The 23,977-nt window shown below is 34.3% G+C and carries 20 protein-coding genes, 2 pseudogenes and 1 CRISPR repeat array; of the genes and pseudogenes, 3 read left to right on the forward strand and 19 right to left on the reverse strand.

The genetic code is table 11. The annotated features are described in order from the left end of the window. Positions 1 to 114: 114 nt before the first annotated feature. Both MsAm2_RS00310 and MsAm2_RS00315 read left to right on the forward strand, forming a co-directional pair. On the forward strand, positions 115 to 528 hold the full coding sequence (locus MsAm2_RS00310; RefSeq protein WP_338097835.1) for an HNH endonuclease: 414 nt from the start codon (positions 115 to 117) through the stop codon (positions 526 to 528). A 6-nt stretch (positions 529 to 534) separates the two neighbouring features. Continuing rightward, positions 535 to 666 carry a hypothetical protein gene (locus MsAm2_RS00315; RefSeq protein ID WP_338097836.1) on the forward strand — a complete coding sequence of 44 codons (132 nt, stop codon included), beginning with the start codon at positions 535 to 537 and terminating at the stop codon, positions 664 to 666. Between the two features lie 121 nt (positions 667 to 787). Here MsAm2_RS00315 and MsAm2_RS00320 read toward each other — a convergent pair whose 3' ends face one another. The 8 genes and pseudogenes from MsAm2_RS00320 to uvrB all read right to left on the reverse strand — a co-directional run. After that, positions 788 to 1,387 (reverse strand): hypothetical protein, encoded by a 600-nt coding sequence (locus MsAm2_RS00320; protein WP_338097837.1) that lies wholly within the window; start codon positions 1,385 to 1,387, stop codon positions 788 to 790. A gap of 46 nt (positions 1,388 to 1,433) precedes the next feature. Then, positions 1,434 to 2,642: a chymotrypsin family serine protease gene (locus MsAm2_RS00325; protein WP_338097838.1), complete on the reverse strand. Its 1,209-nt coding sequence runs from the start codon at positions 2,640 to 2,642 to the stop codon at positions 1,434 to 1,436. Positions 2,643 to 2,926: 284 nt separating this feature from the next. Beyond that, positions 2,927 to 3,262 carry a hypothetical protein gene (locus tag MsAm2_RS00330; RefSeq protein ID WP_338097839.1) on the reverse strand — a complete coding sequence of 112 codons (336 nt, stop codon included), beginning with the start codon at positions 3,260 to 3,262 and terminating at the stop codon, positions 2,927 to 2,929. 35 nt (positions 3,263 to 3,297) lie between these two features. Next, on the reverse strand, positions 3,298 to 3,471 hold the full coding sequence (locus tag MsAm2_RS00335; RefSeq protein WP_338097840.1) for a hypothetical protein: 174 nt from the start codon (positions 3,469 to 3,471) through the stop codon (positions 3,298 to 3,300). 348 nt (positions 3,472 to 3,819) lie between these two features. Continuing rightward, a pseudogene (locus tag MsAm2_RS00340) lies at positions 3,820 to 4,152 on the reverse strand (UvrB/UvrC motif-containing protein); the annotation flags it as partial. Positions 4,153 to 4,183: 31 nt separating this feature from the next. After that, positions 4,184 to 4,444, reverse strand: coding sequence for a chymotrypsin family serine protease (locus MsAm2_RS00345; RefSeq protein WP_338097841.1), 261 nt, complete (start codon positions 4,442 to 4,444; stop codon positions 4,184 to 4,186). A 23-nt stretch (positions 4,445 to 4,467) separates the two neighbouring features. Continuing rightward, positions 4,468 to 5,430, reverse strand: a complete 963-nt coding sequence (locus MsAm2_RS00350; RefSeq protein WP_338097842.1) for a chymotrypsin family serine protease — start codon at positions 5,428 to 5,430, stop codon at positions 4,468 to 4,470. Between the two features lie 430 nt (positions 5,431 to 5,860). Continuing rightward, positions 5,861 to 7,837: pseudogene (gene uvrB, locus MsAm2_RS00355) on the reverse strand (excinuclease ABC subunit UvrB); the annotation flags it as partial. 532 nt (positions 7,838 to 8,369) lie between these two features. Here uvrB and MsAm2_RS00360 point away from each other — a divergent pair. After that, positions 8,370 to 8,687, forward strand: coding sequence for a ribbon-helix-helix domain-containing protein (locus MsAm2_RS00360; RefSeq protein WP_338097843.1), 318 nt, complete (start codon positions 8,370 to 8,372; stop codon positions 8,685 to 8,687). 25 nt (positions 8,688 to 8,712) lie between these two features. Continuing rightward, positions 8,713 to 14,484: direct repeats of the CRISPR family, unit length 30 nt; unit sequence CTTTCAATCTCTCTAAGATCTGATTTTAAC. 190 nt (positions 14,485 to 14,674) lie between these two features. Here MsAm2_RS00360 and cas2 read toward each other — a convergent pair. The 11 genes from cas2 to cmr1 all read right to left on the reverse strand — a co-directional run bounded on the left by cas2 (position 14,675) and on the right by cmr1 (position 23,874). Next, positions 14,675 to 14,938: a CRISPR-associated endonuclease Cas2 gene (gene cas2 / locus MsAm2_RS00365; protein ID WP_338097844.1), complete on the reverse strand. Its 264-nt coding sequence runs from the start codon at positions 14,936 to 14,938 to the stop codon at positions 14,675 to 14,677. 1 nt (position 14,939) lies between these two features. After that, positions 14,940 to 15,953 carry a type I-B CRISPR-associated endonuclease Cas1b gene (gene cas1b, locus MsAm2_RS00370; protein WP_338097845.1) on the reverse strand — a complete coding sequence of 338 codons (1,014 nt, stop codon included), beginning with the start codon at positions 15,951 to 15,953 and terminating at the stop codon, positions 14,940 to 14,942. Beyond that, a complete protein-coding gene (gene cas4, locus MsAm2_RS00375; protein WP_338097846.1) occupies positions 15,950 to 16,495 on the reverse strand; it encodes a CRISPR-associated protein Cas4 in 546 nt (181 codons plus the stop codon). The genes cas1b and cas4 overlap by 4 nt, the downstream gene beginning before the upstream one ends. Before the next feature lie 33 nt (positions 16,496 to 16,528). Next, complete coding sequence (locus MsAm2_RS00380; RefSeq protein WP_338097847.1) at positions 16,529 to 17,359, reverse strand: RAMP superfamily CRISPR-associated protein; 831 nt, start codon at positions 17,357 to 17,359, stop codon at positions 16,529 to 16,531. A 4-nt stretch (positions 17,360 to 17,363) separates the two neighbouring features. After that, complete coding sequence (locus MsAm2_RS00385; RefSeq protein ID WP_338097848.1) at positions 17,364 to 17,780, reverse strand: hypothetical protein; 417 nt, start codon at positions 17,778 to 17,780, stop codon at positions 17,364 to 17,366. After that, a complete protein-coding gene (cmr4, locus tag MsAm2_RS00390) occupies positions 17,781 to 18,644 on the reverse strand; it encodes a type III-B CRISPR module RAMP protein Cmr4 (RefSeq protein WP_338097849.1) in 864 nt (287 codons plus the stop codon). A gap of 13 nt (positions 18,645 to 18,657) precedes the next feature. Then, positions 18,658 to 19,098, reverse strand: coding sequence for a hypothetical protein (locus MsAm2_RS00395; RefSeq protein WP_338097850.1), 441 nt, complete (start codon positions 19,096 to 19,098; stop codon positions 18,658 to 18,660). Positions 19,099 to 19,125: 27 nt separating this feature from the next. Further along, positions 19,126 to 20,169, reverse strand: a complete 1,044-nt coding sequence (locus tag MsAm2_RS00400) for a hypothetical protein (protein ID WP_338097851.1) — start codon at positions 20,167 to 20,169, stop codon at positions 19,126 to 19,128. A gap of 192 nt (positions 20,170 to 20,361) precedes the next feature. Further along, complete coding sequence (locus MsAm2_RS00405) at positions 20,362 to 21,549, reverse strand: hypothetical protein (RefSeq protein ID WP_338097852.1); 1,188 nt, start codon at positions 21,547 to 21,549, stop codon at positions 20,362 to 20,364. Continuing rightward, complete coding sequence (locus MsAm2_RS00410) at positions 21,542 to 22,762, reverse strand: RAMP superfamily CRISPR-associated protein (RefSeq protein ID WP_338097853.1); 1,221 nt, start codon at positions 22,760 to 22,762, stop codon at positions 21,542 to 21,544. The genes MsAm2_RS00405 and MsAm2_RS00410 overlap by 8 nt, the downstream gene beginning before the upstream one ends. 2 nt (positions 22,763 to 22,764) lie before the next feature. Then, positions 22,765 to 23,874, reverse strand: a complete 1,110-nt coding sequence (gene cmr1, locus MsAm2_RS00415) for a type III-B CRISPR module RAMP protein Cmr1 (RefSeq protein WP_338097854.1) — start codon at positions 23,872 to 23,874, stop codon at positions 22,765 to 22,767. Positions 23,875 to 23,977: the final 103 nt, after the last annotated feature.

Consider the following 23,977-nt stretch of genomic DNA (forward strand, 5'->3'; position numbering starts at 1 on the left):
TACAATGAATTAGAGCACAACAAAATCAAATTGAATGAATATTTTAACGAATATGACGTAGCAAAATATAACTTCGCTGGCACAAGTTATTCAGAAATAAAGAGGAAATTCCCGATGACGGTCGCATGGTATAAAAATCGTGAAGAGAGGATTTGCACCCGAAAGCTGTTACGTCCGACTGTACAGGTGGAAATTGTATGCAATATTAGCTATACTTCTCCAAAAAAGAAAAATCATTATGCTGAACGATGGACGGTGGGATTTGATACAATCTTTGCAAAAATAAAAACTCAAAAAGAAGTAGAGCTAAGTGTAGCATATCAGAGATTATTAATGACCGACTCACTGAGGTACGATATTTTGAAACGAGATAACTATAGATGCAGAATTTGTGGCAAGTCTTCAAATGACGGCGTTTTGTTGGAGGTTGACCATATCACCCCTGTGTCAAAGGGCGGCAAAACAGTAGAACATAACCTGCAAACACTTTGCCGTCAATGTAATCAAGGAAAATCCGCCAAGATGTAATAGAGGATGAATCACATTAAATCAAAAATGCAGCGGTTCGCGTGTCAAAAATCAGCACGCTCAAATGATATGCACAAGAGATTACTGGAATTGATTGACAACAATACGGAAATACAAAAAAGTCCCGGCAAATTATGATCGGTGTGTCCAAATTAAAAAGGATGGATGCGAACCAAATGCAATTGTCGGGTTTTTTAATAAGATCGTATGGGGGATGTTAAAACAAAATAAAAAATATTAGGAAAAATTCATTTTACTTTTATTTTTTGTTTCTGATTCTTATTAAAAAGCCGATTGTAACAAAAAAAACAATAGTCGAGTAGATCATTTCATATCCGGGGATTGCATTTGATTTTTCCCCGGGTTCTGATATTGCATTTTGGGGATAGCCTTTCGCAATGACAATTGGTATGTTTTCAATTCCGGCTTCTTCTCCAGCCTCTTGATAAATTCGAATGATTTCATCAGCATCGCTTTTTGATATCTCACAATTCGGACAAATGCTCACTCCGATATAACCAGCCATAGTTGCTCCATGTCCGGTTACGGGCCCATTATTTGATCTTAAATACGGATTTAATAATCCTTCATTGTATACTTTTTCACTAACAGAATCAAGTTGTAAATACCATTCATATGCATCTTCTCCTTCCAGGTCTGGAACTGTTCCGACAGCAATATCTTCTCCATTCTGCTTTATTTTTTCAAAAAAATCATTTTCTGTTTTGATTACTCTTATTTCATTTGACAAACTGTCCGAGTCTGTTTGTCCTGCTGCAAAAAATGGAAAAACCACAAGTGTCAGAAAAAACAAAAAAGAAATTATTATCAAAATTGTTGTTTTATTCGCGTTGTTCATGGACATCACCTCAAAATATAAAATAAGAATAAAATTTATTTTATTCTTATTTAGTCAAAGGAGAAACTCCCAATTTATCTTTAATTTCTCTAAATGGCACGAAAACAGTCATCGTTTCATAACCTGTGGCATTACCCGAATATGTCCCTTGAGTGATTCCAAGAACAAAAGCCCTGTGTCCAACTGCAATATCCATGGTTGAATAAAGTGGTCCACCACTGTCTCCAGCTTGTGCAACTGGTCCTTCCATGAACCCGACCCTATCAAGAAGATTACCGCCACTCATTTCATAGTCATAGATTCTTCCATAATATTGGCCTACTGTCAATCCGGTTGTGACTCCAGATCTATATACATCTATGCCTGAAGAATCTGTATAGCCACCCACAGCAATGGTTTCTCCATTTCCTATATGTAGTTCCGCATCAACATCCGACATTGGAATATAGATTGCATCAACATTTGTATAAGACACAGCAGATGTTCCAACTTGGTTTAAATTCAAGAAGTCATTTGTCGGTTGGTATACTGAATAATTATCGAAATCAACTAAGTGTGCAGATGTTACAAATCCTTTTTCACTTGAATTGTTGTCGCTTACGACCGCATACCCACTTGTTCCGGGTCCGGTGTAATCACTATAAACTTGAATTCCGCCGATAAGAGGACGAACTTTACTTTCATAATCATCATCAATCGCTTTTGAATTTTGTGTATCATCAGCAAATTCCAACTTTGGTTTTAAAGGCTCTCCCATTTCAGAACTTATGATTTTAATCGGGACGTTTTCAATCTTTTTTTCCTCAGCGTATTTATTAATAATTTTATGAATATTCTTTAAATCCTCATCTGTAATCGTATCTTCCAGTTCATCATATGTCATGACAACAATATATCCATCTATTACAGATCCATATCCAATAATAAATCCGTTATTTCTGTAAAGATATTCATCCAAGGCATCGTTTTTGAAAATTAATTCAGACACATTGGAAATTGAAAGTTGCCATTCATATGATTCTACACCTTTTTGTTTTTCAGGAATATTACCATATGTGGCAAGAACCCCGTAGTTTTCAGATTTCCAAATTGAATCTGATTTTAATGGTGGGGTCCTATCAACAATTTCATTGATTTGTTTTGTGGTCAACATTGTATTGGTTCGAATATCTTCTTCGCCATATGTTGCTGATGCGATGCTCATATAGGCAACAGCTATTATTAAAAAAGCAAATATTTTTAGCATTCTTAACATTTGTTATTCCTCCATTTTCAAATATTGTCAGGTACCACACCCGCAAATGAAGGATTTTATTAATATTATTTAAAATATTTTGTTATATATATTGATTTTAATATATTTTAAAAAAAATGAATACACTTTTGTATGTAAATTTTAGCATAGCCAACCTTTTCTGTTTGATATGATCCCAATATAAAAATACAGATTCATTACAAAAAAACAATGATAGATTGTATCAAAAAATTTGATGTCTATTTCATTTTTGTCTATACTATCTTCAATTAGGAAATGATTCATCAATTCCAAAGTTTCTCCCAATATAAAAATTGAAAAATTTCATGTTCATGCGGCTCAATATCTTTTGAAAAAAGCCAATCGGTAATTTTAAAACGAATTACGTTGCGCAAAGTCTTGGGATAAATTATGGGAATAGTTGCGGATTTAAAGACGATCGGGACATCGGAAATATTTTCCTCTAAACCATATTGATCAAAAATAGATTTTATCGTTTCAAAATCATTGGGATCAATCTCTTTACCATAGTCTCTATTAATCAAAACCGTAATGTATCCCTCATAATGTTGACCATACCCGATAATGTCGCCATCCGAATCATACACATAATCATCCAAAGCACCGTTTTTTGAGACGGCGCCCGTGATATTACTTATTGAAATCCACCAATATATGATTCGATGCCGGCATTGGCATCCGGAATGTGTCCGTAGACCGCGAGTACCGTCTCATCGTTTTTTAATTGTTCCAAAACATCAGAATTAAGCGGTCCGCTGTGATTGATTTGCTCGGCAATTTGCTCTTCTAAAGCAAACGGATTTTCCATTAACTTTTCCGCAAAAACGGGACTAAGAAGACCAAAAAAAAAAGAATAACGATTGAAAAAATACAAAAACTTGCATTTTTTAATTTTTGATTTTTCATCCAAAATCCTCTTTTGCCTTCGATTTATTTTTTGTCTTCAGTTTTTGCTTTCGTTTTTGTTATCGTCTTTTCATTTGTTTTTGTTATCGTCTTTTCTTGTTTTTGCTGCCTTTTTTACATCTTTTTTCTCTTTTCCTTCTGTTTTTTCCCCACCCTCTTCCGCTTTCTTTTTTTCTTTTCCTTCCGCTTTCTTCATCTCTTTCCATTCGGCTTTTCTTTTGTCCCGTTTGTCAGCATCCGTTTCTTCTCCTTTCATCTTTCGCTCCAATTCCCGAATCGTATCTCGCAATTGAATCGCGCGTTCAAAATCCAGCATTTCGGCGGTCAAATTCATTTCTGCCTCGTATTCGATAAGTACACCCGGAATGTTGGCTTTGGGGACGGATTTGATGTCGCTGATGTCGGCGACTTTTTCCCGGATTGGCTTTCTGATTGTTTGCGGCACAATGCCGTGTTCTGCGTTGAACGCCAGTTGGAGATTTCTTCTCCGCTGAGTTTCTTCCATCGCTTATTCAATAGACCCGGTTTTTTTGTCGGCGTAAAGGACCACTTTTGAATTGGAATTTGGAGCGCCTTTACTTACTGAAATAAAAAAATAAAATGAGATATTTAAATTATCTCATCAATGGAATAACACCCAACTTTGATTCAATTTCAGTGCAAGGAACAAAATAAGTTTCTCCATTTAAACCATATACTTCATTATTACCGCCATAAACGATTCCAACTAAAGCGGCTTTATTGTTACTCATAATTGTATAAACAGGTGCACCACTGTCTCCCGGGAGGGCAAAAATAACATTGTTATTCTTTATAACACCTATCAAATCGTATGTGCGAGTAACCTTGGTTGAATTGGATAAAGTAACAGTCATTGTTTGATTGGCTCGATAAGAATTTACGATTCCACTTCTAAGTATGTCGTTGATCCGGATTTATAAACTGTAAGATTTGTTGGATTTGTTCCGTAATATCCGCCGACATCTATAAAATTGGAAGAACCTGATGCTGAATTTGAGTATTGGATCCTGGCTTCATTTGTACCTGTAATGTTTCCGGATTTAACAAAAACGGCATCGATCCTTGAGTGAGTAATATTTGAAGTACCTATAAGATTATGATCACCCAAAAGTGCGTAAACAGGTTGGTATACTTCACGGTTATTTGAAAAATCAACAATGTGTCCGGCAGTTATAAATCCATATGTGGTGGTACCGTTTTTACGGGCCGTATATCCAATACATCCGCTGCCGGGAGACAACAAATTAATTATCACGTTTTTAGATGTTCCGATCGTTATTCCACCATATAATGGTCTGTATTTTGAATCGTAAGAACTACCATATGCAACAGGTATATCTGCGGATTTAAAAACAATAGGGACATCTGAAATATTTTCCTCTAAACCATATTTGTCAAAAATTGATTTTATAATTTCAAAATCTTTTGTGTTTATGTCTTTGCCATATTTATTGTAAACCAAAATTGTGATATACCCATCACTTTCAGGTCCAAAACCAATGATATATCCCTCATTTTCGTATACATACTCGTCTAAAGCTCCTGTTTTGGAAACAGACATTGTGGTATTGAAAATAGAAGTCCACCAATTATAATACTCCCCACCATCATTAATTTCGGGGATGTAACCATAAACGGCTAAAACATTTTCCTCTTTTCGAAGTTGATCTAATACACCGGAATTAATTTGTTTACTGTTTTCTATTTGCTCTTTAACTTGTTCATCCAACGTGAGAGGGTTTTCTTTTAACCCGTCATCTGCTAAAACCGAACTGAGAACACCCAAAAAGATAATAGAAATCGCAAGAATACAAAAACTTGTCATTTTCAATTTGTTCATAAAAATATCCTCCAATATCGGTAAAGAATGAATCAAATCTGACAACTAAGATCAAATCTGACAACTAAAATCAAATCTGACTGTTTAATAGATTAAATTTAATTATATATATTTTTTTAATTTTAATAAAAATATATAATTTGCATATAAATTAATTTTTCCATGAGCTAATTAAAAAACAAGCTATTAATTCATTTATATTTTCTAAGTATAATGTTATTGAAAACGATTTCTTATTTTCATATTTAGGACATTCATTTCGATTTTACTTTTTCTTCAAAGTCGATTTTTTCGTTGAACTTTCCGAAATATCATCTGTTTCTTTCTTTTCTTCCGCCGTTTTGTTCTCCTTCCCCTTTTTTTCCGCTTTTTTCATCTCTTTCCATTCGGCTTTTCGTTTATCCCGTTTGTCCGCATCCGTTTCTTCACCCTTCATTTTTCGTTCCAGTTCCCGGATCGTGTCCCGCAACTGAATGGCGCGTTCAAAGTCCAGCATTTCGGCGGCCAAATTCATTTCCGCCTCATATTCAATAATCATATTCGGAATTGCGGCTTTGGGGATTGATTTTGTATCGGATATGTCCGCCACTTTTTCCCGAACCGGTTTTCTGATGGTTTGCGGGACAATGCCGTTTTCTTTGTTAAATGCCAGCTGAATGTTTCTTCGGCGCTCGGTTTCTTCCATCGCTTTTTTGATAGATCCTGTTTTGTTGTCGGCGTACAGAATCACTTTGGAATTGGAATTGCGGGCGGCGCGTCCGATAATTTGAATCAGGCTGCGGGCATCGCGCAGGAATCCTTCTTTGTCGGCATCAAGAATTCCGATAAAACCGACTTCGGGAATGTCTAATCCTTCCCGCAGAAGATTGATTCCGACAAGCACGTCAAAGTTACCGAGCCGAAGATTTCGGATAATTTCAGTCCGCTCGATTGTTTTAATGTCGGAATGCAGATAACGGGTTTTAATGCCGGCTTGCGCCAAATATTCCGTGAGTTCTTCGGCGAGTCGTTTTGTGAGTGTTGTGACAAGCGCGCGGTCTCCCCGGCCGATGACGGCTTGGATTTCTCGAATGATATCGTCCACCTGTCCTTTAATGGGGCGGACTTCGACAACAGGGTCCACGAGGCCGGTCGGACGGATGACTTGTTCGACCACCTGTGCCGATTGTTCCAGTTCATAATCGCCGGGCGTCGCGGAAACGAAAATTGTCTGCTTCATGTATTTTTCAAATTCCTCAAACTGAAGCGGACGGTTGTCATAAGCGCTTGGAAGCCGGAATCCGTAATCAATAAGCGATTTTTTTCGGGCGTGATCGCCATTGTACATTCCGTGAATTTGTGGAAGTGTTTGGTGGCTTTCATCAATCACCATTAAAAAGTCTTCCGGGAAATAATCAATCAAACAGTATGGCGGCTCCCCACGTTTTCGGTTGTCAAAATGCATGGAATAGTTTTCAATGCCTTTACAGCTTCCGGTTTCTCGGATCATTTCCATATCAAAGAGTGTTTTTTGTTTGAGGCGGTGCGCTTCCAGCATTCCGAGTTCCGGCAACCGCTCTTCAAGCTCTTCCAAAATGGCGGCAATCGCACGCTCCTGCTCGGACTCCGGAATCACATAGTGGCGGGCCGGATAAATGGTAAAAGACTCCATGTCGAATTTTTTGATGTTGTTAAGCAAATCAATTTCGGAAATCCGGTCGATTTTGTTTCCAAACAGTTCAATTCGGATAATATCTTTGTAATATCCGGGGATCACGTCAATCGTATCGCCTTTGACACGAAAACGACCGGGAGCGAGATCTAAATCATTACGTTCAAATTGGATATCTACGAGCTTTGAAATAATATCGGCGCGCTTTATGTTGTCACCGACCGCGATTTCAAGTCCCATGTTTTCAAAATTTTCCGGATTTCCAAGACCGTAAATGCAGGAGACGGATGCGACGACAATGACATCGCGGCGAGAGACAAGTGACGCGGTTGCTTCTAAGCGCATTTGTTCGATTTGCGGGTTGATCTGAGAATCTTTTTCAATGTATTGGTCTTTGGCCGGGATATAGGATTCCGGCTGGTAATAATCGTAATAGGAGACGAAGTATTCGACGCGGTTGTCCGGGAAAAATTCTTTAAATTCGTTATAAAGTTGTGCGGCCAGGGTTTTATTGTGGGCGATGACAAGGGCCGGGCGGTTGATATTTTGGATGACATTTGCGACCGTAAATGTTTTTCCGGAGCCGGTCACACCCAGGAGTGTCTGAAATCGTTTGCCGGAATGGACTCCTTCGGTCAGTTGCGCAATCGCCGTTGGTTGAGAGCCTTTGGGCGTCATGTCGCCGGCCAAACGAAACGACGGAGAATTACGGGCTCGGGTTTTGATTTTAAGATCTCTTTTTGCATTGTCGGTCATCGGGCGTCTCCTGAAAAATTTAGTAATAAAAACGAATTATTGGGAACTTTTTCTTTACTTTGAACTTATATTTTAATTTTCTTTTTATGTCAGATTAATAGATGGAACATTTATTTTTAAGTTGTTTTACTTTTATAATATGAACCTTAAGGTGAAAATAATGCCGGGATGGATTATTTTAGAAAGATGCTTTTTTTAAATAGCCGGGTGAAGAAGAATTTGTTAAAACCAGAACTTAGAGAGATGAAAATCTCCATTATATTGTCAAATATTGCTTTTATTTTTTAAAACTGAAATTATATGAAATTTTTCAGCCCGTTGGTTTGAAAATTTCCAAAATTTTAGTATAACATCATTTGATGATTACTACATGCAGCCGAGATGTTTATTTAATTGGTTTAGTATACGTACATGGATTTGAATTTACATTTTAAAAAATTAAATTTTACTCAATTTTATTTTTAAACGTGTATGCAATATATAGACAATTGTTTCAATCAAATTTAAAATCTTTTTAGCGGATTATGTGCCAATGACAAAAGAATACATTCGAAAAAAACCAGTTATTAGCGGAACTATTAGCCCTACCCACAAACGGAAAATTGATGAACTCATCAAAGATGGTGAATTCGCCAGTGTTTCTGATTTTTTAAACCAAGCCGTTTCCGATTATTTGAAAAATTTGGAGAGGCCACAGGGAAATTTTTCATTGAACACAAACAGAGGAATGATTGAGGAAATCGTCCGAGAGCAAATCACTCTGTATTATGCGGAAATGAAAGAAAAAGAATTGAAAGAAAACGAAATGAAGGAAAGACAAAACAAGATGAAAAGCATAAGATTTAAGTAATTAAATTTTTTTCGATATTTTCAGCATTTTTAATTCTCTAAGATCTGATTTTAACTGGATAATTCATCATTTTCTTTTCTGCAGATTCGAGTTTCAATCTCTCTAAGATCTGATTTTAACCAACATTTATGAAACCATCTCCAGTCGAACCTGAAACTTTCAATCTCTCTAAGATCTGATTTTAACATCCACGGAACGGATGGGGACCTCAAAAATGTCATGCTTTCAATCTCTCTAAGATCTGATTTTAACCCTTCTCGTCCCCGCACTCAGAGATTCGGAAAGCCCTTTCAATCTCTCTAAGATCTGATTTTAACAATAAATTGTCGAAATATGCTTTGTATTCGTAAAGGTCTTTCAATCTCTCTAAGATCTGATTTTAACAAGAAAATCTAATCGCAGTCGGAGCCGTCGCCCTTGCTTTCAATCTCTCTAAGATCTGATTTTAACCGGATTGATGTCCGATGTGTATTTTGTGACTAATAACTTTCAATCTCTCTAAGATCTGATTTTAACCGAAAAGAAGAAATTTGGATTGAAGAAACAAAATATCTTTCAATCTCTCTAAGATCTGATTTTAACGATAATTTTATTTCTTAGAAAATATTATCAACTCCCTTTCAATCTCTCTAAGATCTGATTTTAACAATGCGGAAACAATAAGAAGAATCTTAATCATCATACTTTCAATCTCTCTAAGATCTGATTTTAACCAAAAACGTCGGCGATTCTTTTAACGCCGGATACGCTCTTTCAATCTCTCTAAGATCTGATTTTAACTATGATAAAATCATAAAAGCTTTGAATACAGAAAACGGACTTTCAATCTCTCTAAGATCTGATTTTAACAGATTATCTTATCACATCTTATTTTGCATTAACTATCTTTCAATCTCTCTAAGATCTGATTTTAACAACAAATTGAAACGTTTATTCCGCTGTTCCGCAGAACTTTCAATCTCTCTAAGATCTGATTTTAACATATGTATTTTTTTGTGATTTGGAAATGTGTTTTTTTCTTTCAATCTCTCTAAGATCTGATTTTAACTGCATATATTAATGGATATTCGGTTACTTTTTCACACTTTCAATCTCTCTAAGATCTGATTTTAACCGTCATTCGTTGACGACGAAACAGTAAGGATTTTCTCTTTCAATCTCTCTAAGATCTGATTTTAACCGCAATTATACGCCATATCGAAGTCTGTTGTAAATTCCTTTCAATCTCTCTAAGATCTGATTTTAACCATATCCTGGATTGGAATGGAGACATTGGAGCGGCTTTCAATCTCTCTAAGATCTGATTTTAACATTATTGTGTTGAATTTGATGCTGTGATTGCACGACCTTTCAATCTCTCTAAGATCTGATTTTAACAAAATTAAATGTAAATGAAACAGACCATTTTTGTGACTTTCAATCTCTCTAAGATCTGATTTTAACTGAAGCCAAATCGGCAAAACTGTTTATTGACCCGTACTTTCAATCTCTCTAAGATCTGATTTTAACCCGCTCGTGAGATTTTCTAATTTTAACTTCACCAAACTTTCAATCTCTCTAAGATCTGATTTTAACCTTGAAGTTTACCAAAAAGATGTTAATAATTACATTCTTTCAATCTCTCTAAGATCTGATTTTAACATAACCAAAATAAATTGTCTGCGCTTGCCGATTTGTCTTTCAATCTCTCTAAGATCTGATTTTAACTTTGGTTTCATAAATCCGTTGAATAACCACGATTTAACTTTCAATCTCTCTAAGATCTGATTTTAACATGCAAAGCAGATTGGGAAACATTGGTAAAATATGTCTTTCAATCTCTCTAAGATCTGATTTTAACAAAAAATACGGTATTGAGAAAATTCTCTAATGCCGCTTTCAATCTCTCTAAGATCTGATTTTAACTAGACATTTAAGGAGACTTGTTTCCTTGATTGGAGAAATGCTTTCAATCTCTCTAAGATCTGATTTTAACACCCATGCCGGATAATTTGGAGAACCCGGAAAGATTCTTTCAATCTCTCTAAGATCTGATTTTAACGTTTCTTCAATTTCTTGTTCTGTTTCTTCAATTGTCTTTCAATCTCTCTAAGATCTGATTTTAACCATATGCGGGTGCCGTACCGCATACCCGGAATCGTTCCTTTCAATCTCTCTAAGATCTGATTTTAACAGTGTGCCTTTTCTCACACACTTACAATACCTAAACTTTCAATCTCTCTAAGATCTGATTTTAACTAATCAAAAAGTCAAAAAATTAAACTTATAGCTCTTGCTTTCAATCTCTCTAAGATCTGATTTTAACACAATTTTTTACGGGGGAGATTTCCCCTGAACTGCTTTCAATCTCTCTAAGATCTGATTTTAACCGGAATTGACTTGGCTTTGTGGTCCGATAAACCTTCTTTCAATCTCTCTAAGATCTGATTTTAACGATTTTTTTAAAACAATAGTTTGTCTTTTTTGAAAACTTTCAATCTCTCTAAGATCTGATTTTAACACCAGAATTCCCCACATTCGTCTTTTTCGGGAAGCGCTTTCAATCTCTCTAAGATCTGATTTTAACATAGAAAACCAAATTTTTTATCGCGTTCAAAAACGCTTTCAATCTCTCTAAGATCTGATTTTAACTCGGCAGGCGTTGAATCTCCGGAACAAACGTTAAAAACTTTCAATCTCTCTAAGATCTGATTTTAACCAAATAATCGGAGCGATGTCCCAAAGTCGACCAATTTGCTTTCAATCTCTCTAAGATCTGATTTTAACGACTTTGATAAAATCATCTGTAATATTCTTGCTTACTTTCAATCTCTCTAAGATCTGATTTTAACAAGATCTGATTTTAACTTCTCCCATGGGTAAAACATCTTTCAATCTCTCTAAGATCTGATTTTAACTATAAAATTATCGGCGATATCGACTACGAATATTACACTTTCAATCTCTCTAAGATCTGATTTTAACTATTTTAAACCGACCGGGAGAGTCGACTTTAAAGACTTTCAATCTCCCTAAGATCTGATTTTAACCAAAAAAGGCGGTATTGGCCGCTCAAAAGAACGCGTACTTTCAATCTCTCTAAGATCTGATTTTAACTTCATTAGGAAAAGAGAAGCGGGAAACCTCATCCTCCTTTCAATCTCTCTAAGATCTGATTTTAACTTGAGTTCCGCTTTTTCTTCTTCCGTGAGCATAACAGCTTTCAATCTCTCTAAGATCTGATTTTAACAAAGAATTATACGTCTTGAAAGACAAGCAGACACACTTTCAATCTCTCTAAGATCTGATTTTAACTCTACAATAATATCTGTCAACTGCTTCATATTCCCTCTTTCAATCTCTCTAAGATCTGATTTTAACATTTCTTAATTTAAAAACACGTTGTAAAGCACATTCCTTTCAATCTCTCTAAGATCTGATTTTAACTTTTGAGAATCCCAAAATGTATAATTCCTTAAATAACTTTCAATCTCTCTAAGATCTGATTTTAACGCATACTTTAACGTTAGCGGTGAACTCATTCCCGCCTTTCAATCTCTCTAAGATCTGATTTTAACGAGCAATTGATAAAATGACCGGAAAATGCCGTCTTTCTTTCAATCTCTCTAAGATCTGATTTTAACTGTGCTTTTTCGAGGGTCATAAAATAAACATTCAAACTTTCAATCTCTCTAAGATCTGATTTTAACTTCCATATTTCCAACAGCGGCAAGTTTCATTACGGACTTTCAATCTCTCTAAGATCTGATTTTAACTATGCCGGTAATACAATTTTAACAAGGTGAGAAAACTTTCAATCTCTCTAAGATCTGATTTTAACTGGTTTTAGCGAATTGGTGGTTCGCCACTTATAAGTCTTTCAATCTCTCTAAGATCTGATTTTAACCCTTGCAAATTTAGATAAACTCCGTAGGTGAACAGAACTTTCAATCTCTCTAAGATCTGATTTTAACTATGCAAAAAGGTTTTGAACCTGGTCAAAAAGGTTCCTTTCAATCTCTCTAAGATCTGATTTTAACCGTGGTGGTTCGTTTAACGGGACTAGCACAATTTATGCCTTTCAATCTCTCTAAGATCTGATTTTAACATAAAATCCATCAATATCGCAAGGAATCAATTCCTCTTTCAATCTCTCTAAGATCTGATTTTAACGATTTTAATCGAATAAATAGCAACTGTGCTGTCGTTCTTTCAATCTCTCTAAGATCTGATTTTAACCATATCCTGTAAACATGAAACCTGATGTGAAAACTACTTTCAATCTCTCTAAGATCTGATTTTAACAATATCGATAATGTCCCTTCCATTCAAAAATGGAATCTTTCAATCTCTCTAAGATCTGATTTTAACAAGCAGACGGAAGACCATTCGAGAGAATAACAAAACTTTCAATCTCTCTAAGATCTGATTTTAACCGTCGGCTGTTTGAAATGAACGGGTAGCATTGTCAACCTTTCAATCTCTCTAAGATCTGATTTTAACACTCTTGAAAAATTCGTTGAAGTTCTTTGAATAGCTCTTTCAATCTCTCTAAGATCTGATTTTAACCAGAATTTAATTTTTCAAAAAATTTAACTAAAATGACTTTCAATCTCTCTAAGATCTGATTTTAACCATTGACAAATATAAAGAATATCTTTATATTACAATCGACTTTCAATCTCTCTAAGATCTGATTTTAACTTATTTAATTCAATCTCTCCGGAACGGCGGCCCCGGCTTTCAATCTCTCTAAGATCTGATTTTAACTTATTGCGTATAACGAACTAAAATCTTTATATATCACTTTCAATCTCTCTAAGATCTGATTTTAACGATACCCGTGCCGATTATTGCAAAATCCCGTAGCAGGCTTTCAATCTCTCTAAGATCTGATTTTAACCCGCTCAGAAAAACGCTTACATGCTCTTCACAGAGCCTTTCAATCTCTCTAAGATCTGATTTTAACACAGCCTTTGGAATTGTTTGGGCTGACGGGCTTCCCCTTTCAATCTCTCTAAGATCTGATTTTAACAGAATTCGTCATTGCCGGATTCCTGCAACCGCCCGTCTTTCAATCTCTCTAAGATCTGATTTTAACAACTACGGCATCCGCCCAATCATTTTTGCGACACAGCTTTCAATCTCTCTAAGATCTGATTTTAACGAGGATTCTTCCTTCAGAATCCCGGACTGAATTCGCCTTTCAATCTCTCTAAGATCTGATTTTAACCCTCCGGAAAAAGAGGAACGGGAAACCTCATCCTCCTTTCAATCTCTCTAAGATCTGATTTTAACTATTATAAAAGACGTCTAAGTCTATGCGACTGATAACTTTCAATCTCTCTAAGATCTGATTTTAACAAATTACATCCACTACTTCATTTATCACCTATCTGCCTTTCAATCTCTCTAAGATCTGATTTTAACTTGTGGTGCGGATCATTCGAACTTAACTGTGACAGCCTTTCAATCTCTCTAAGATCTGATTTTAACCTATGAAGACGTCGACGTCACGTACGGCGAAAAAGCCTTTCAATCTCTCTAAGATCTGATTTTAACAAGTTTCATGATGTCCGGAGAAGTGATTGCCTTTGTCTTTCAATCTCTCTAAGATCTGATTTTAACCGGACATCCGGGAAGCTTTGCTGATCACATTCAGTTCTTTCAATCTCTCTAAGATCTGATTTTAACTGAAAAGAGTTCCGGCTTTGACGATGATTTTTCCATCTTTCAATCTCTCTAAGATCTGATTTTAACCAAATCGAATTACTAAAAAAGATATGACCTTTCAATCTCTCTAAGATCTGATTTTAACCCAAGAAAAAAAACATCATTTTTAACCCAGATGAATTAGTTTAATAATTTAAAAAAAGGTTAAAAGACGGTGTTTTTTAAAAAAAGACAAAGAACTCATACAATAAAAAATTGCCGATTAGAAAAAATAAAAATCGTGCTTTTTAACATTCGTGAGGTATATATAAAGATCCACGACAAACCAATCAAAGTTATAAAAAATTTGTTATCTCCGATTTCGGAGTTCCAATTTCATCAATTTTTAAATACTTTTTATCCCGCACAATATAACACAAAATATGACCATTTGATTTTTTGATTATTTTTTCAAGGTGGCTCATGATTTTATTGTATTCTGCTTCAGTCAGTTCCCCTTCAAAAACACTATTTTGAACCCAATTGAGATATTGTTTAAGAAAAATTCGAACTTTATTTACGAATTCAACATTAACATCATAAACAACAATAACATACAAATTACCACCACATAACAAGAGGATTATATTCTTTTACATCTATAAAATGTTTGATGAGTTTATATACCTCGTACCGAATCAAACTTTTATAAGAAACCTTTCTTTTTAGATTACGGTGCATAATTGTTGTTTCTAACTTTTCATCATATTCTTTTAGGAATATTTTTTTCCCCTTTTCGCTTAAAAGCATATTTCCCAAACTTCCGGAAAAACAACTATCATCCAGCATGTTTTTATTCACCAATTTGAAAATGATACGGTCAACGATGATAGGTTTAAAAATTTCACTCACATCCAGAGATAAAGAAAAACGGCGTGCAAATGGTTCATGCAGAAACGAAATCGTCGGGTTCGCTTGTGTATTGTAAATTTCGGAAAGAATTGTTGTGTACAAAATCGAATTTCCAAAACTGATTAGGGTATTCATTTTGTTTTCCGGCGGCATGCGCGTTCTTTTGACAATTTGATATTCTTCCGGCACGATTTCGTCAATGGCGCTATAATAATTATTTCGAATATGGCCTTCAACGTTCATGACTTCTGGAATGGTCGCAGCAGCAGGCAAACGCTCCAAATCACGCTCAATTTTTTCAATATAAGGAGAAAGAATCGGGGACATTTCTTCTTTTGAATAATATCTCAGATTGCGGAGAATGTTTTTGCTCCCGCCCTCCACAAATTTTTTGGCCAAAACCATGCGTTTTTCCGAGTCCAAATAATGAGCGGCTTGATTGACTATCACATCTCCACTGACCAATGTTTCGCGCGGGTAAAAACTGCCTTCATAGAATCCGTAATAATTATAGTAATGAATTGGAACGCCATGTTTTGCCAAATAGTCAATGACGCCGGAACTGAGTGTCAGCCGGCCGTAAGCATGGATGCAATAGATTTTGTTGATAGGAAGGGCGCGTTTATTTTTTTCACCCGTCTCCGGATTTGTATTTTCAAAATAAACTGTATTTTCGTGTCTGGTCAGTATTCCATCGCTTGTGATATAGTATTCTGTTTTCATGCGTCATCACCAAAACAAAATTCAAAATAGGAGCATTTGGGACAAATCTGTTTTCTTTCGGGTGCCGGCATTTTTCCCGCGATAATTTTTAAAATATCGTCCATAATTTCCGTCATTTTTTCTTCTTTTTCCGGCGTCAAAAACACTTTTTTTGTTTGGCTGGTCAGCGGATAATTCAGTTCTCCTTCCGCATCCATGCCTTTGGTTTTGAAATAGTAGAGATAGTAAAGCATTTGCCATTCGTGTGCTTCTTCCATGCTTTGTGATTTTTTAATTTCATGAAGAATCAATTTCCCGTCCTCTTTCGTTTTTTCAATAAAATCGACGCTGATGGTTTGGTCAATCGTAATGTCTTTTTTGTCCCTTGAATATCGTTCTTCATGAAGACCTTTTCCAATTTGCACGTTGTCGTTTTCTCTTTCGAACTGAATGTTGTGGGAAAAAAGCCAAAGCTTGGTGCGGCAAATAAAATAGTAGGAGACTTTGACGCCGGTTATGGATGTCGAAGATGGAATGGCTGAATCAGAGATTGACTTTTCCATGAAAAATAATATAAATATAAAAAATATTAATAGTTATGGTTTTTCCCATAATTTTTGGGAAACAAATTTGAATCCCATATCTTTTGAAATTTTGGTTCCCGGTTGCCAGCAATAAATCATTTCCTCAAACGCATTCCCATGCTTGCTTCCGTCCGTAGTTTTGCGGCTGGCAAACATTTCTGCTTTTCCTTCAAAATCTTCAGAATTAAAGCGTACATGAGACATTATTATACAGTCTTTATTCAATTTTATAATTGGATCTTCTGTTTGGTTTAATTGAGTTTCAAAGTTAAAAACTTCTGAACATTCGAGGATGGTTTTTTCATCAACTTTTACTCTGCCCCACCCGTAACCTCTCTCTCCACCCAGCTGAATATTTGATAATTGTTCTTTCCATTTTGAAATTATTTGGTCCGAATTGTCGTTTTTTTCAAAAACATATCCGTTTAAATAAACTTGTTTTCCGTTTCGACTGATTGGTAGTATGAATTCAGTTTCATGTAAAAGCCCATCTTCTGATGACTTTGTTTCACCTTTTATAGAAGTACTCATTTGGCTGCTGATAAATGTCCATTCAAATTCAGATTTTGTATTTCCCCATGGAAACAAATTCAACTTGTTTGATTCTTCGGAAGGATAAAAATAAGAAAATCGTAAATTTTCATCAATTGCTTTTCCTATATCTTCATAATCTTTCTTCTTTGCCGAAGTAAATTCACGGGTCATCTGTGCTGTCAAAGCTCCCCATAAAGTTCTTGCTGGAACATAATATCGGGTTTGTTGCAAATTACCGATTTTACGATAACCTATATGCATGGGAGCCAACATTTGAAATGAGACTTGGTAAGCTGTCCAATCAGTCATCTTTTCACCCTTGGATATGTTCTGCACCCGGAATTTCCGGTTTGGTTGCAGGCTTTCCTTCCTCCACCTTTTTTGATTGAGCAGCTTTTGCACCATAGCGTGCATAAATTAAGGTTTGTTCGTAAAGGTCTCGAACTAAAAATAAATCATCAAGATCAGATAATACTTTTTCTGGAAAATCTTCAGTCTTCTTTACATTATTGATTTTTAAAATCACTAATAATTCGATTAATTCTTTTTTAATATTATTTGCAATTCCTTTTTGAGATGAAAGGTAGAGGATTAATGCATAAACTCCTTGTTCTTGCAGTACTCCCAAAGATTTAGTAATCATGTTTTCTAAATCTTTATTTCCACCGCATTTTTGAACGATTTTTTGGGAACAAGCAGCTGCTTCTTTATCTAAATTCACTAAATCCATTTACATCACCTTAATTTTTCGAAGTCGACCAAATCCTCGTGTTGTCATTCCACCAATCCCAAAAAATTCTAATTTATTTATTCCAGTTTCGACAATATCCGAAGGTTTAATATTACCGTTTTTTGATCGGTAATCATTGCATGTGGCTTCAAAATAAAGTACTGTCGTTCTTGGAATTGCTTCATATGTGAATAAAGCACCTTCTTCTGCTGCTCCTGTTTCAGGGTTGATACTGACTGAAGTTCTAACTTCTAAATTACTATTTACAATCCTTGAAAAGATTTCATCGCTAACAAAAACAAGCCGATCTTTGAATATTTCAAATTCGATCATATTTGAAGGGATAAAGTTTGTATCTGGAAGTTTTTTACAACTTAACAATAACCAACCCAAATTGAGTTCTTTATTTTCATTAATCGTTGTATAAACAATATTTTTATTTTCAAAGGAAATGTTCACATCAATTCCTAATGCATCCTTCAAAATACTCGTTGTAGAAATCCAAACGGGGCCTTTAGATGTACTCACTGGAAAGAAGAGGATTTTTGCATCACTAATACTTACGATTCCAGCCCAGCCACCATCTCCACTCCCATTTGAAGAACCGAATGTATAACAAATTGGGCAATTGTCCTTTCCACAATTTTTTTGTCCGGCACAGGTTTTTTCTTTATTCTCAGAAAAGGCTGCATAATGTCGGATTGCTCCATGTAAACTTGTCCCTGGAAGTTTTGGTAATTTTGTTCCGGGTTCTCGAACAATTGAATTATCAACTCTTCCCAGCCGTTGTCCTCCAATCCCAACATGAATTGGATCAATTGCCATCATAAAATATTTTTTAATATTTGCATTTGTGTCTGCCATTTTGTCACATCCATTAAATCATGTTTAATCTCATATACAAATTAAAAGCATCTTCAAAATAACCTTCTACAGCATAATTTGTCCATTTTTCAATGTCTTTTGGAGAATTTTTCCATTTTGCGGTTTTAATTAAATCGAAACAAAAATTCCAAAAAACCCCTCCATTTTCACAATCTTTTGAAGTTGGATTCCAGTCTTCTCTTTTTGTTTGAATCATTTGAGCTATGTAATAAAGCTGATTTTTATTCAATTGGGCTACTAATTTTTTAAAATCTTCTAATTTATTGAAATCAGAAAGAAGGTATGGTCTGTTTTTATTCATGCCAAACCGCTGTCCTTCTTCATTATAGGCAATTTCAAACCGTGTAGCTGAGCTATCCAAATATTCAAAATCAACCGTTGAAGGGTACAATAAAATCGAATCATTTTTTCTTAGGTTTTGAATATGAACCATCTTTAGTTTACTGTTTTCATCTAAGCCCTATGCCTTCTCTGTTATCCAATCTGGACAAGTTAAGAAGTAAGGATAAAAAACATCTTCTTGCCCATCTTCGAAAGAAACCGGATATTCAAAATTGAAATTAAGGATCCGGTTCATTTCTTTAATTTTGATTTCCTCATTGAGAAGTCCATTTATTTCATTTGAAACAAATTTATCAGATTTAAATTTTGAAATCCATTTACCTTCATCTGGTTTTATATCGACCATTACATCTGCTTTGACCAATGGGGCAGGTCGATCTAACATCCTTTTTCCGGCATCTAAAACAGAACGTAGTGGCGTAAATTTATTTGCAAAAACAACTCCTAAAGAAATAGGCAATCTTTGAGAAACCTTTCCCATTTCTTTTTCATATTTTTCTTTAATTTTTTCAATGATAATCATTGTTTTGTCTGCTGGAATAAGCATCATAAACGTTTTTGGTTCGGATAAAATTTCAGAGATTTGGAAATAACTTGATAATTTTTCAATTTTAAAATCTGAAAAAACACCTTTTGGTTCTTTATTTTTCTTATATTGTCCCGGTTCAAATATTTGGAATACTTGTCCTTCAATAATTTGGTTTATTTTTAAGTCTTTAAATTCTTTTTTTATGGTTTGAAGACGTTTTTCTAATGCTTCTAAGTTTTCAATAATAACAAATCCGTTTTCTGTCCATAAAACCTCAATATTTATATTATCAATTTGAAGTTCATATGTATTATATAAATTCAGTTTTAATGTGTTGTTAATCGGATGAAGTAATATTCGGTCATTTTCAGCTTGACAGATACTTTTTATTTCTTCACCAATTTCCTTCCAAAATTTTCTACACGTTTCAACAATACGGCGGGCTCTTGCAAAAGATTGCAGATGAACCATTTCCCTTTCTTCAGCAGCTGGCAGATAGTCAAATTTCATAAAAACATCAAAATGAATTCGGCCAACGACTAATGATAGGTTGTTGCTCTTGTCAGCAATTTCACTTAACCAGATTGTTTCAAAATCATTTTTTTGAAGATTATCATTCCATTCTTTAGTCACTCTTTTGATAGAAGTAGAACATGGTTGGCAGTTCTCCATATCTTTAATTTTAACTCGAATTCCACAAGAACTGCAAAGGTCGCCCTTTGTTGTATCATTTATGTATGAGTATCTCATAGGTAATTGGCCAAAGATTTCATTTTTAAAAGCACTTGTAATATACTCATCAGGTCCTATTTCTGGGTGAATATACTAATTAGAACTTATGTTTTCATGAAGGCTTAGGTTATATTGAGACAATTTTGAAATTGTTGACTTTAGTTCATCTGCAACTTCTTCCAAATCCGGATAAATAAAAGCACTGCCATTTTCATCTCTGTAAATTTCAGTTGCAATTGGATATCGAAATTCTATTCGATTTTGAATATTATTCAAATCATTTTCTAATGCATTTTTTCGAGTTTTGAAGTCAGATAAGTTTGTAGCATCAAACAAAAAAGACTGACCATCAATTCGATAACTTAATAATCGCCATAATTTAAGATAATTTCTTTCTTTCCCCAGGCATTTATTGAATTCATCATGAGTTACTTTTGGCCATCTGATAGCCAGTGTCCAGATACCCGATTTCAGAAATGCCATTCCTGTGTGGCCGATATCATGGATGGAAATATTATTAATTGGTCTCTGTGTATCAGCAACCGCCTCTTTGAACATTGGTTCAAAAAAATTAATAAACGTTTCTAAATTATTTGCATCAGTTTGTTGAAGTTTTTCTTCTACTGACTTTTTTAGGCACCAATATGTTTTTTCATCTATCTGCTTCTCCCGCCCAAAAGGAGTGGATATGTAAATAAAGTCTCCACTAGGATTTTCAGAGAATATACTTTGTTTTTCTCCTCCGGAGGCTCCATGATGACACAATTTCATTAAATGGGTTAAAAGAGATGTAGAGTCCAGAATTAAATTTAATTTTAATATTTTATCTTTTTTAGCAATCTTTAAAAGATCCGTATCTTTAAAATTTCTGATTTCCTCTCTACCAGCATTGTTGTATAATTTATCACAATTACATTTGTCATGAACGCCCAAAAATTCAAGAATATCCCCCATACAATACGTTCTATCATCGAGTGGGCTCATTAATTCAATTTTGTTGTTAATTAACCATTTTTTTGTTCCTTCTAAAAAAACATGATTAGAAGGAACAGTTTTGAAAATTTCTTCAATAACTTTTATTTTGGAAGGATCTTTAATATTTGATAAAATTCCAGAAATCAGTTGAAAACAATATTTTTCATCACCAAGTGTATTTTTTTGATATTTTATAAATTCTGGTGTAATTTTCCCCAAATTATGCAAATAAGCTCCAGCACAAGCCAAATAAATTGAATTTTTGTATTCATCAATTACAGATTTATCCAGTAAGTTTTCAGTCATTTTTTTCACCCTTTATAAAAGTTAAGAATTTTTCTGGCAAATCCTTGAATTTCTCTTTGTTATCAAATATTAAATCATTCGAGCTTTGACTAGATTCTATGTTTTTATTTGTAAAATTCTTTTTATACCATTCTTTAAATTTATTAACTTGGCCTTGTCTGACACCTTTTTCTTTTCTCAGTTTGTTAAAGGCTTCTTGATATTTTGAATGGTCTATGTCAAAAAGGGCAGATATCAATTCAGGTCCAAACTCAAAAAATGCTTGATATTCCGCAGGGATTCCAATGTTTTCTTCTTCCTTCGGTTGATTTTTATTTTTATATGAACTTATTTTTAAAAATCCACTTTTTATTTCAGCATTACCAAAACCACTAGATGTTTTGGCACCGATTCCATAAAATTCAAATAGATTAATCAAGGAGTTGACGACGGTTTCTAAGCCATGATATGCAAAATCAGTAGTGTTTTCAATTAAATTCATAGGAGAATACAAAATTGTAAGATTACCAACATTGTCTTTTGGTATCACTTCTATGAAAAAAGGATCTTTTCCAGTTCCAGACTCTCTGTTATGTGGATTCATAATTTCAAGTTCAGTTTTTTTATTATCTAAAAAAGTCGGATAAAAAAATAAATTTCCTTTATGGAGTTTAATTTCTCCGTTCTTTAATCCAATCTCCTTTTTTGCTAATTCTGCATATTCTGTTTTAGCATCAGGTCGAATTTTATCAAAATATTTTTCTTCTTGGTTTTCATCTCCAAAAAGAAGACTAAGCTGTAGTCTCTCCTTGGCGAATTCTTTCGACACAATTTCTGTTTTTTCTGCCAAGTTTAATATTGCTGAACTTCGAATCATCCCTTTCCATTGGCTGGGGGAAATATATGGAATTTTAAAAACCTTTTCACGATTGAGGAAGTTGTCAATAATATCATATTTATCCTCACTCCCACTGGTATAAGTTGATGTAAATTTAAAATTTAAACTCAATAACCACGAATTGACGGGAAATTCGCTAATATTGAATTGTTCATCAACGTATTTATCCAACTTTAAATCTTTTAGCAAATCTATTTTCTGTGAATAACTGTTATTTTGCAACCATGATTTTCTTCTAGATTCTTTTTCTTCTTGAATGGTTTTACTATCTCCTTCCTTTTCTTTATCCTTGTATTCTTTTGTTTTTTCAATTAACTCAATATATTCAAATATCATAGTTAATCCTCCAACAATTGTTTAATAAAAAATTCCATAGAATCACAAAATAATGTTGAACTCGATAAAGGACTGAGATTTGTTTTTTCCCACAATCCTCCTTTCTGAGAAGGAAGTGTGGAAATCCATTCTTTATATTTGTTTAAAATTTCATCTTTTTTTTCAAAATCTGATGGAAACCACCCCCAAATTCTGAATTCATATTCGTTTTCATTTAATGGATATGCATTGGATATGCGAATAAGGGATGAGAATTTCTGTTCATTTTCATGGTTATTTGGAACAAAACCCATTAAACGATGCCGTTCATCTTTACTGAAGTTTTTATCTTCCCTAATTAATGAACGCAGATAATATCTCATCTGAGGAGAAATTGGAATTATTCTATTGTCGGTGTACCATTTTGATTCTTTTTCTGGAACTGCATTAATTTGAATTTTTTTGAACTGAATTTTTGTAAAAAAGAAATCATTTAATTTGGGTTTTGAATCGTTGCTAGAAATAGAAACTGGGAAATGATTTTTCAATTTATTAAACCCATGAATTGCAATATTTTTGTCAACTCGGTCACAATCAATATTTAAAACACCATTTCCATAGGATGTGCCCCCTCCAAAAGAACCATTTATCGACATAATTTTAAGGGTCAAAAGTAACATATTTTTAAGTTCTTCAGAAGATAATACTTTTTTTATGGATGTTTCATCATTATTTTCTGATGGAAGCAAATGCTCTTGCTTTGAATAAATTAGTTTAACAGTAGCATTTTTTACAAATAATCCTCTTTTTATATACCATTTACTATTTTTTGCTTCAACTTTCAATGAATTATTACTTTCATCATTTATTAATTCTAAATCCGTTTTCAACCTAAAAAGCCTCTTGTGTCCCGTCGCTCCAAAAACAAAACAGGCAGCACAAAGATCATTGTCTTTACATTTATGCTCCGTCGGATCACAAGCATATCCGCCAAATCCTCTTACAATCGCTTCAAACCACCATCGCATACTTCCGATCAAACTTGTCTCATGCAAACGGTCACAGATGCCGTCAACACCACCGGTAAAAAAAGGCGTTAACGTTGTCAATTTTAATTCCAAAGATTCAGGCATTTTCGTTCTCCACAATTGTTAATCGTTTTTTATTTTAATTGATTTTAAAATTATAAAATCTTTTCTAAAAATTATCAAAAAAATCATTTTATCATTATTATAT

It is taken from the genome of Methanolapillus ohkumae (assembly GCF_032594355.1).
GTDB lineage: Archaea > Halobacteriota > Methanosarcinia > Methanosarcinales > Methanosarcinaceae > Methanolapillus > Methanolapillus ohkumae.

Bases quoted from the DNA above. Each gene is read 5' to 3' on its own strand.
- cas1b (WP_338097845.1), bottom strand. From the start codon at position 15,953: ATGAAAACAGAATACTATATCACAAGCGATGGAATACTGACCAGACAC.
- MsAm2_RS00360 (WP_338097843.1), top strand. From the start codon at position 8,370: ATGACAAAAGAATACATTCGAAAAAAACCAGTTATTAGCGGAACTATT.
- MsAm2_RS00325 (WP_338097838.1), bottom strand. From the start codon at position 2,642: ATGTTAAGAATGCTAAAAATATTTGCTTTTTTAATAATAGCTGTTGCC.
- MsAm2_RS00310 (WP_338097835.1), top strand. From the start codon at position 115: ATGACGGTCGCATGGTATAAAAATCGTGAAGAGAGGATTTGCACCCGA.
- MsAm2_RS00315 (WP_338097836.1), top strand. From the start codon at position 535: ATGAATCACATTAAATCAAAAATGCAGCGGTTCGCGTGTCAAAAATCA.
- MsAm2_RS00320 (WP_338097837.1), bottom strand. From the start codon at position 1,387: ATGAACAACGCGAATAAAACAACAATTTTGATAATAATTTCTTTTTTG.
- MsAm2_RS00345 (WP_338097841.1), bottom strand. From the start codon at position 4,444: ATGACTGTTACTTTATCCAATTCAACCAAGGTTACTCGCACATACGAT.
- cas4 (WP_338097846.1), bottom strand. From the start codon at position 16,495: ATGGAAAAGTCAATCTCTGATTCAGCCATTCCATCTTCGACATCCATA.
- MsAm2_RS00335 (WP_338097840.1), bottom strand. From the start codon at position 3,471: ATGGAAAATCCGTTTGCTTTAGAAGAGCAAATTGCCGAGCAAATCAAT.
- MsAm2_RS00395 (WP_338097850.1), bottom strand. From the start codon at position 19,098: ATGGTTCATATTCAAAACCTAAGAAAAAATGATTCGATTTTATTGTAC.
- cmr1 (WP_338097854.1), bottom strand. From the start codon at position 23,874: ATGCCTGAATCTTTGGAATTAAAATTGACAACGTTAACGCCTTTTTTT.
- MsAm2_RS00380 (WP_338097847.1), bottom strand. From the start codon at position 17,359: ATGACTGATTGGACAGCTTACCAAGTCTCATTTCAAATGTTGGCTCCC.
- MsAm2_RS00405 (WP_338097852.1), bottom strand. From the start codon at position 21,549: ATGACTGAAAACTTACTGGATAAATCTGTAATTGATGAATACAAAAAT.
- MsAm2_RS00410 (WP_338097853.1), bottom strand. From the start codon at position 22,762: ATGATATTTGAATATATTGAGTTAATTGAAAAAACAAAAGAATACAAG.
- MsAm2_RS00350 (WP_338097842.1), bottom strand. From the start codon at position 5,430: ATGAACAAATTGAAAATGACAAGTTTTTGTATTCTTGCGATTTCTATT.
- cmr4 (WP_338097849.1), bottom strand. From the start codon at position 18,644: ATGGCAGACACAAATGCAAATATTAAAAAATATTTTATGATGGCAATT.
- MsAm2_RS00385 (WP_338097848.1), bottom strand. From the start codon at position 17,780: ATGGATTTAGTGAATTTAGATAAAGAAGCAGCTGCTTGTTCCCAAAAA.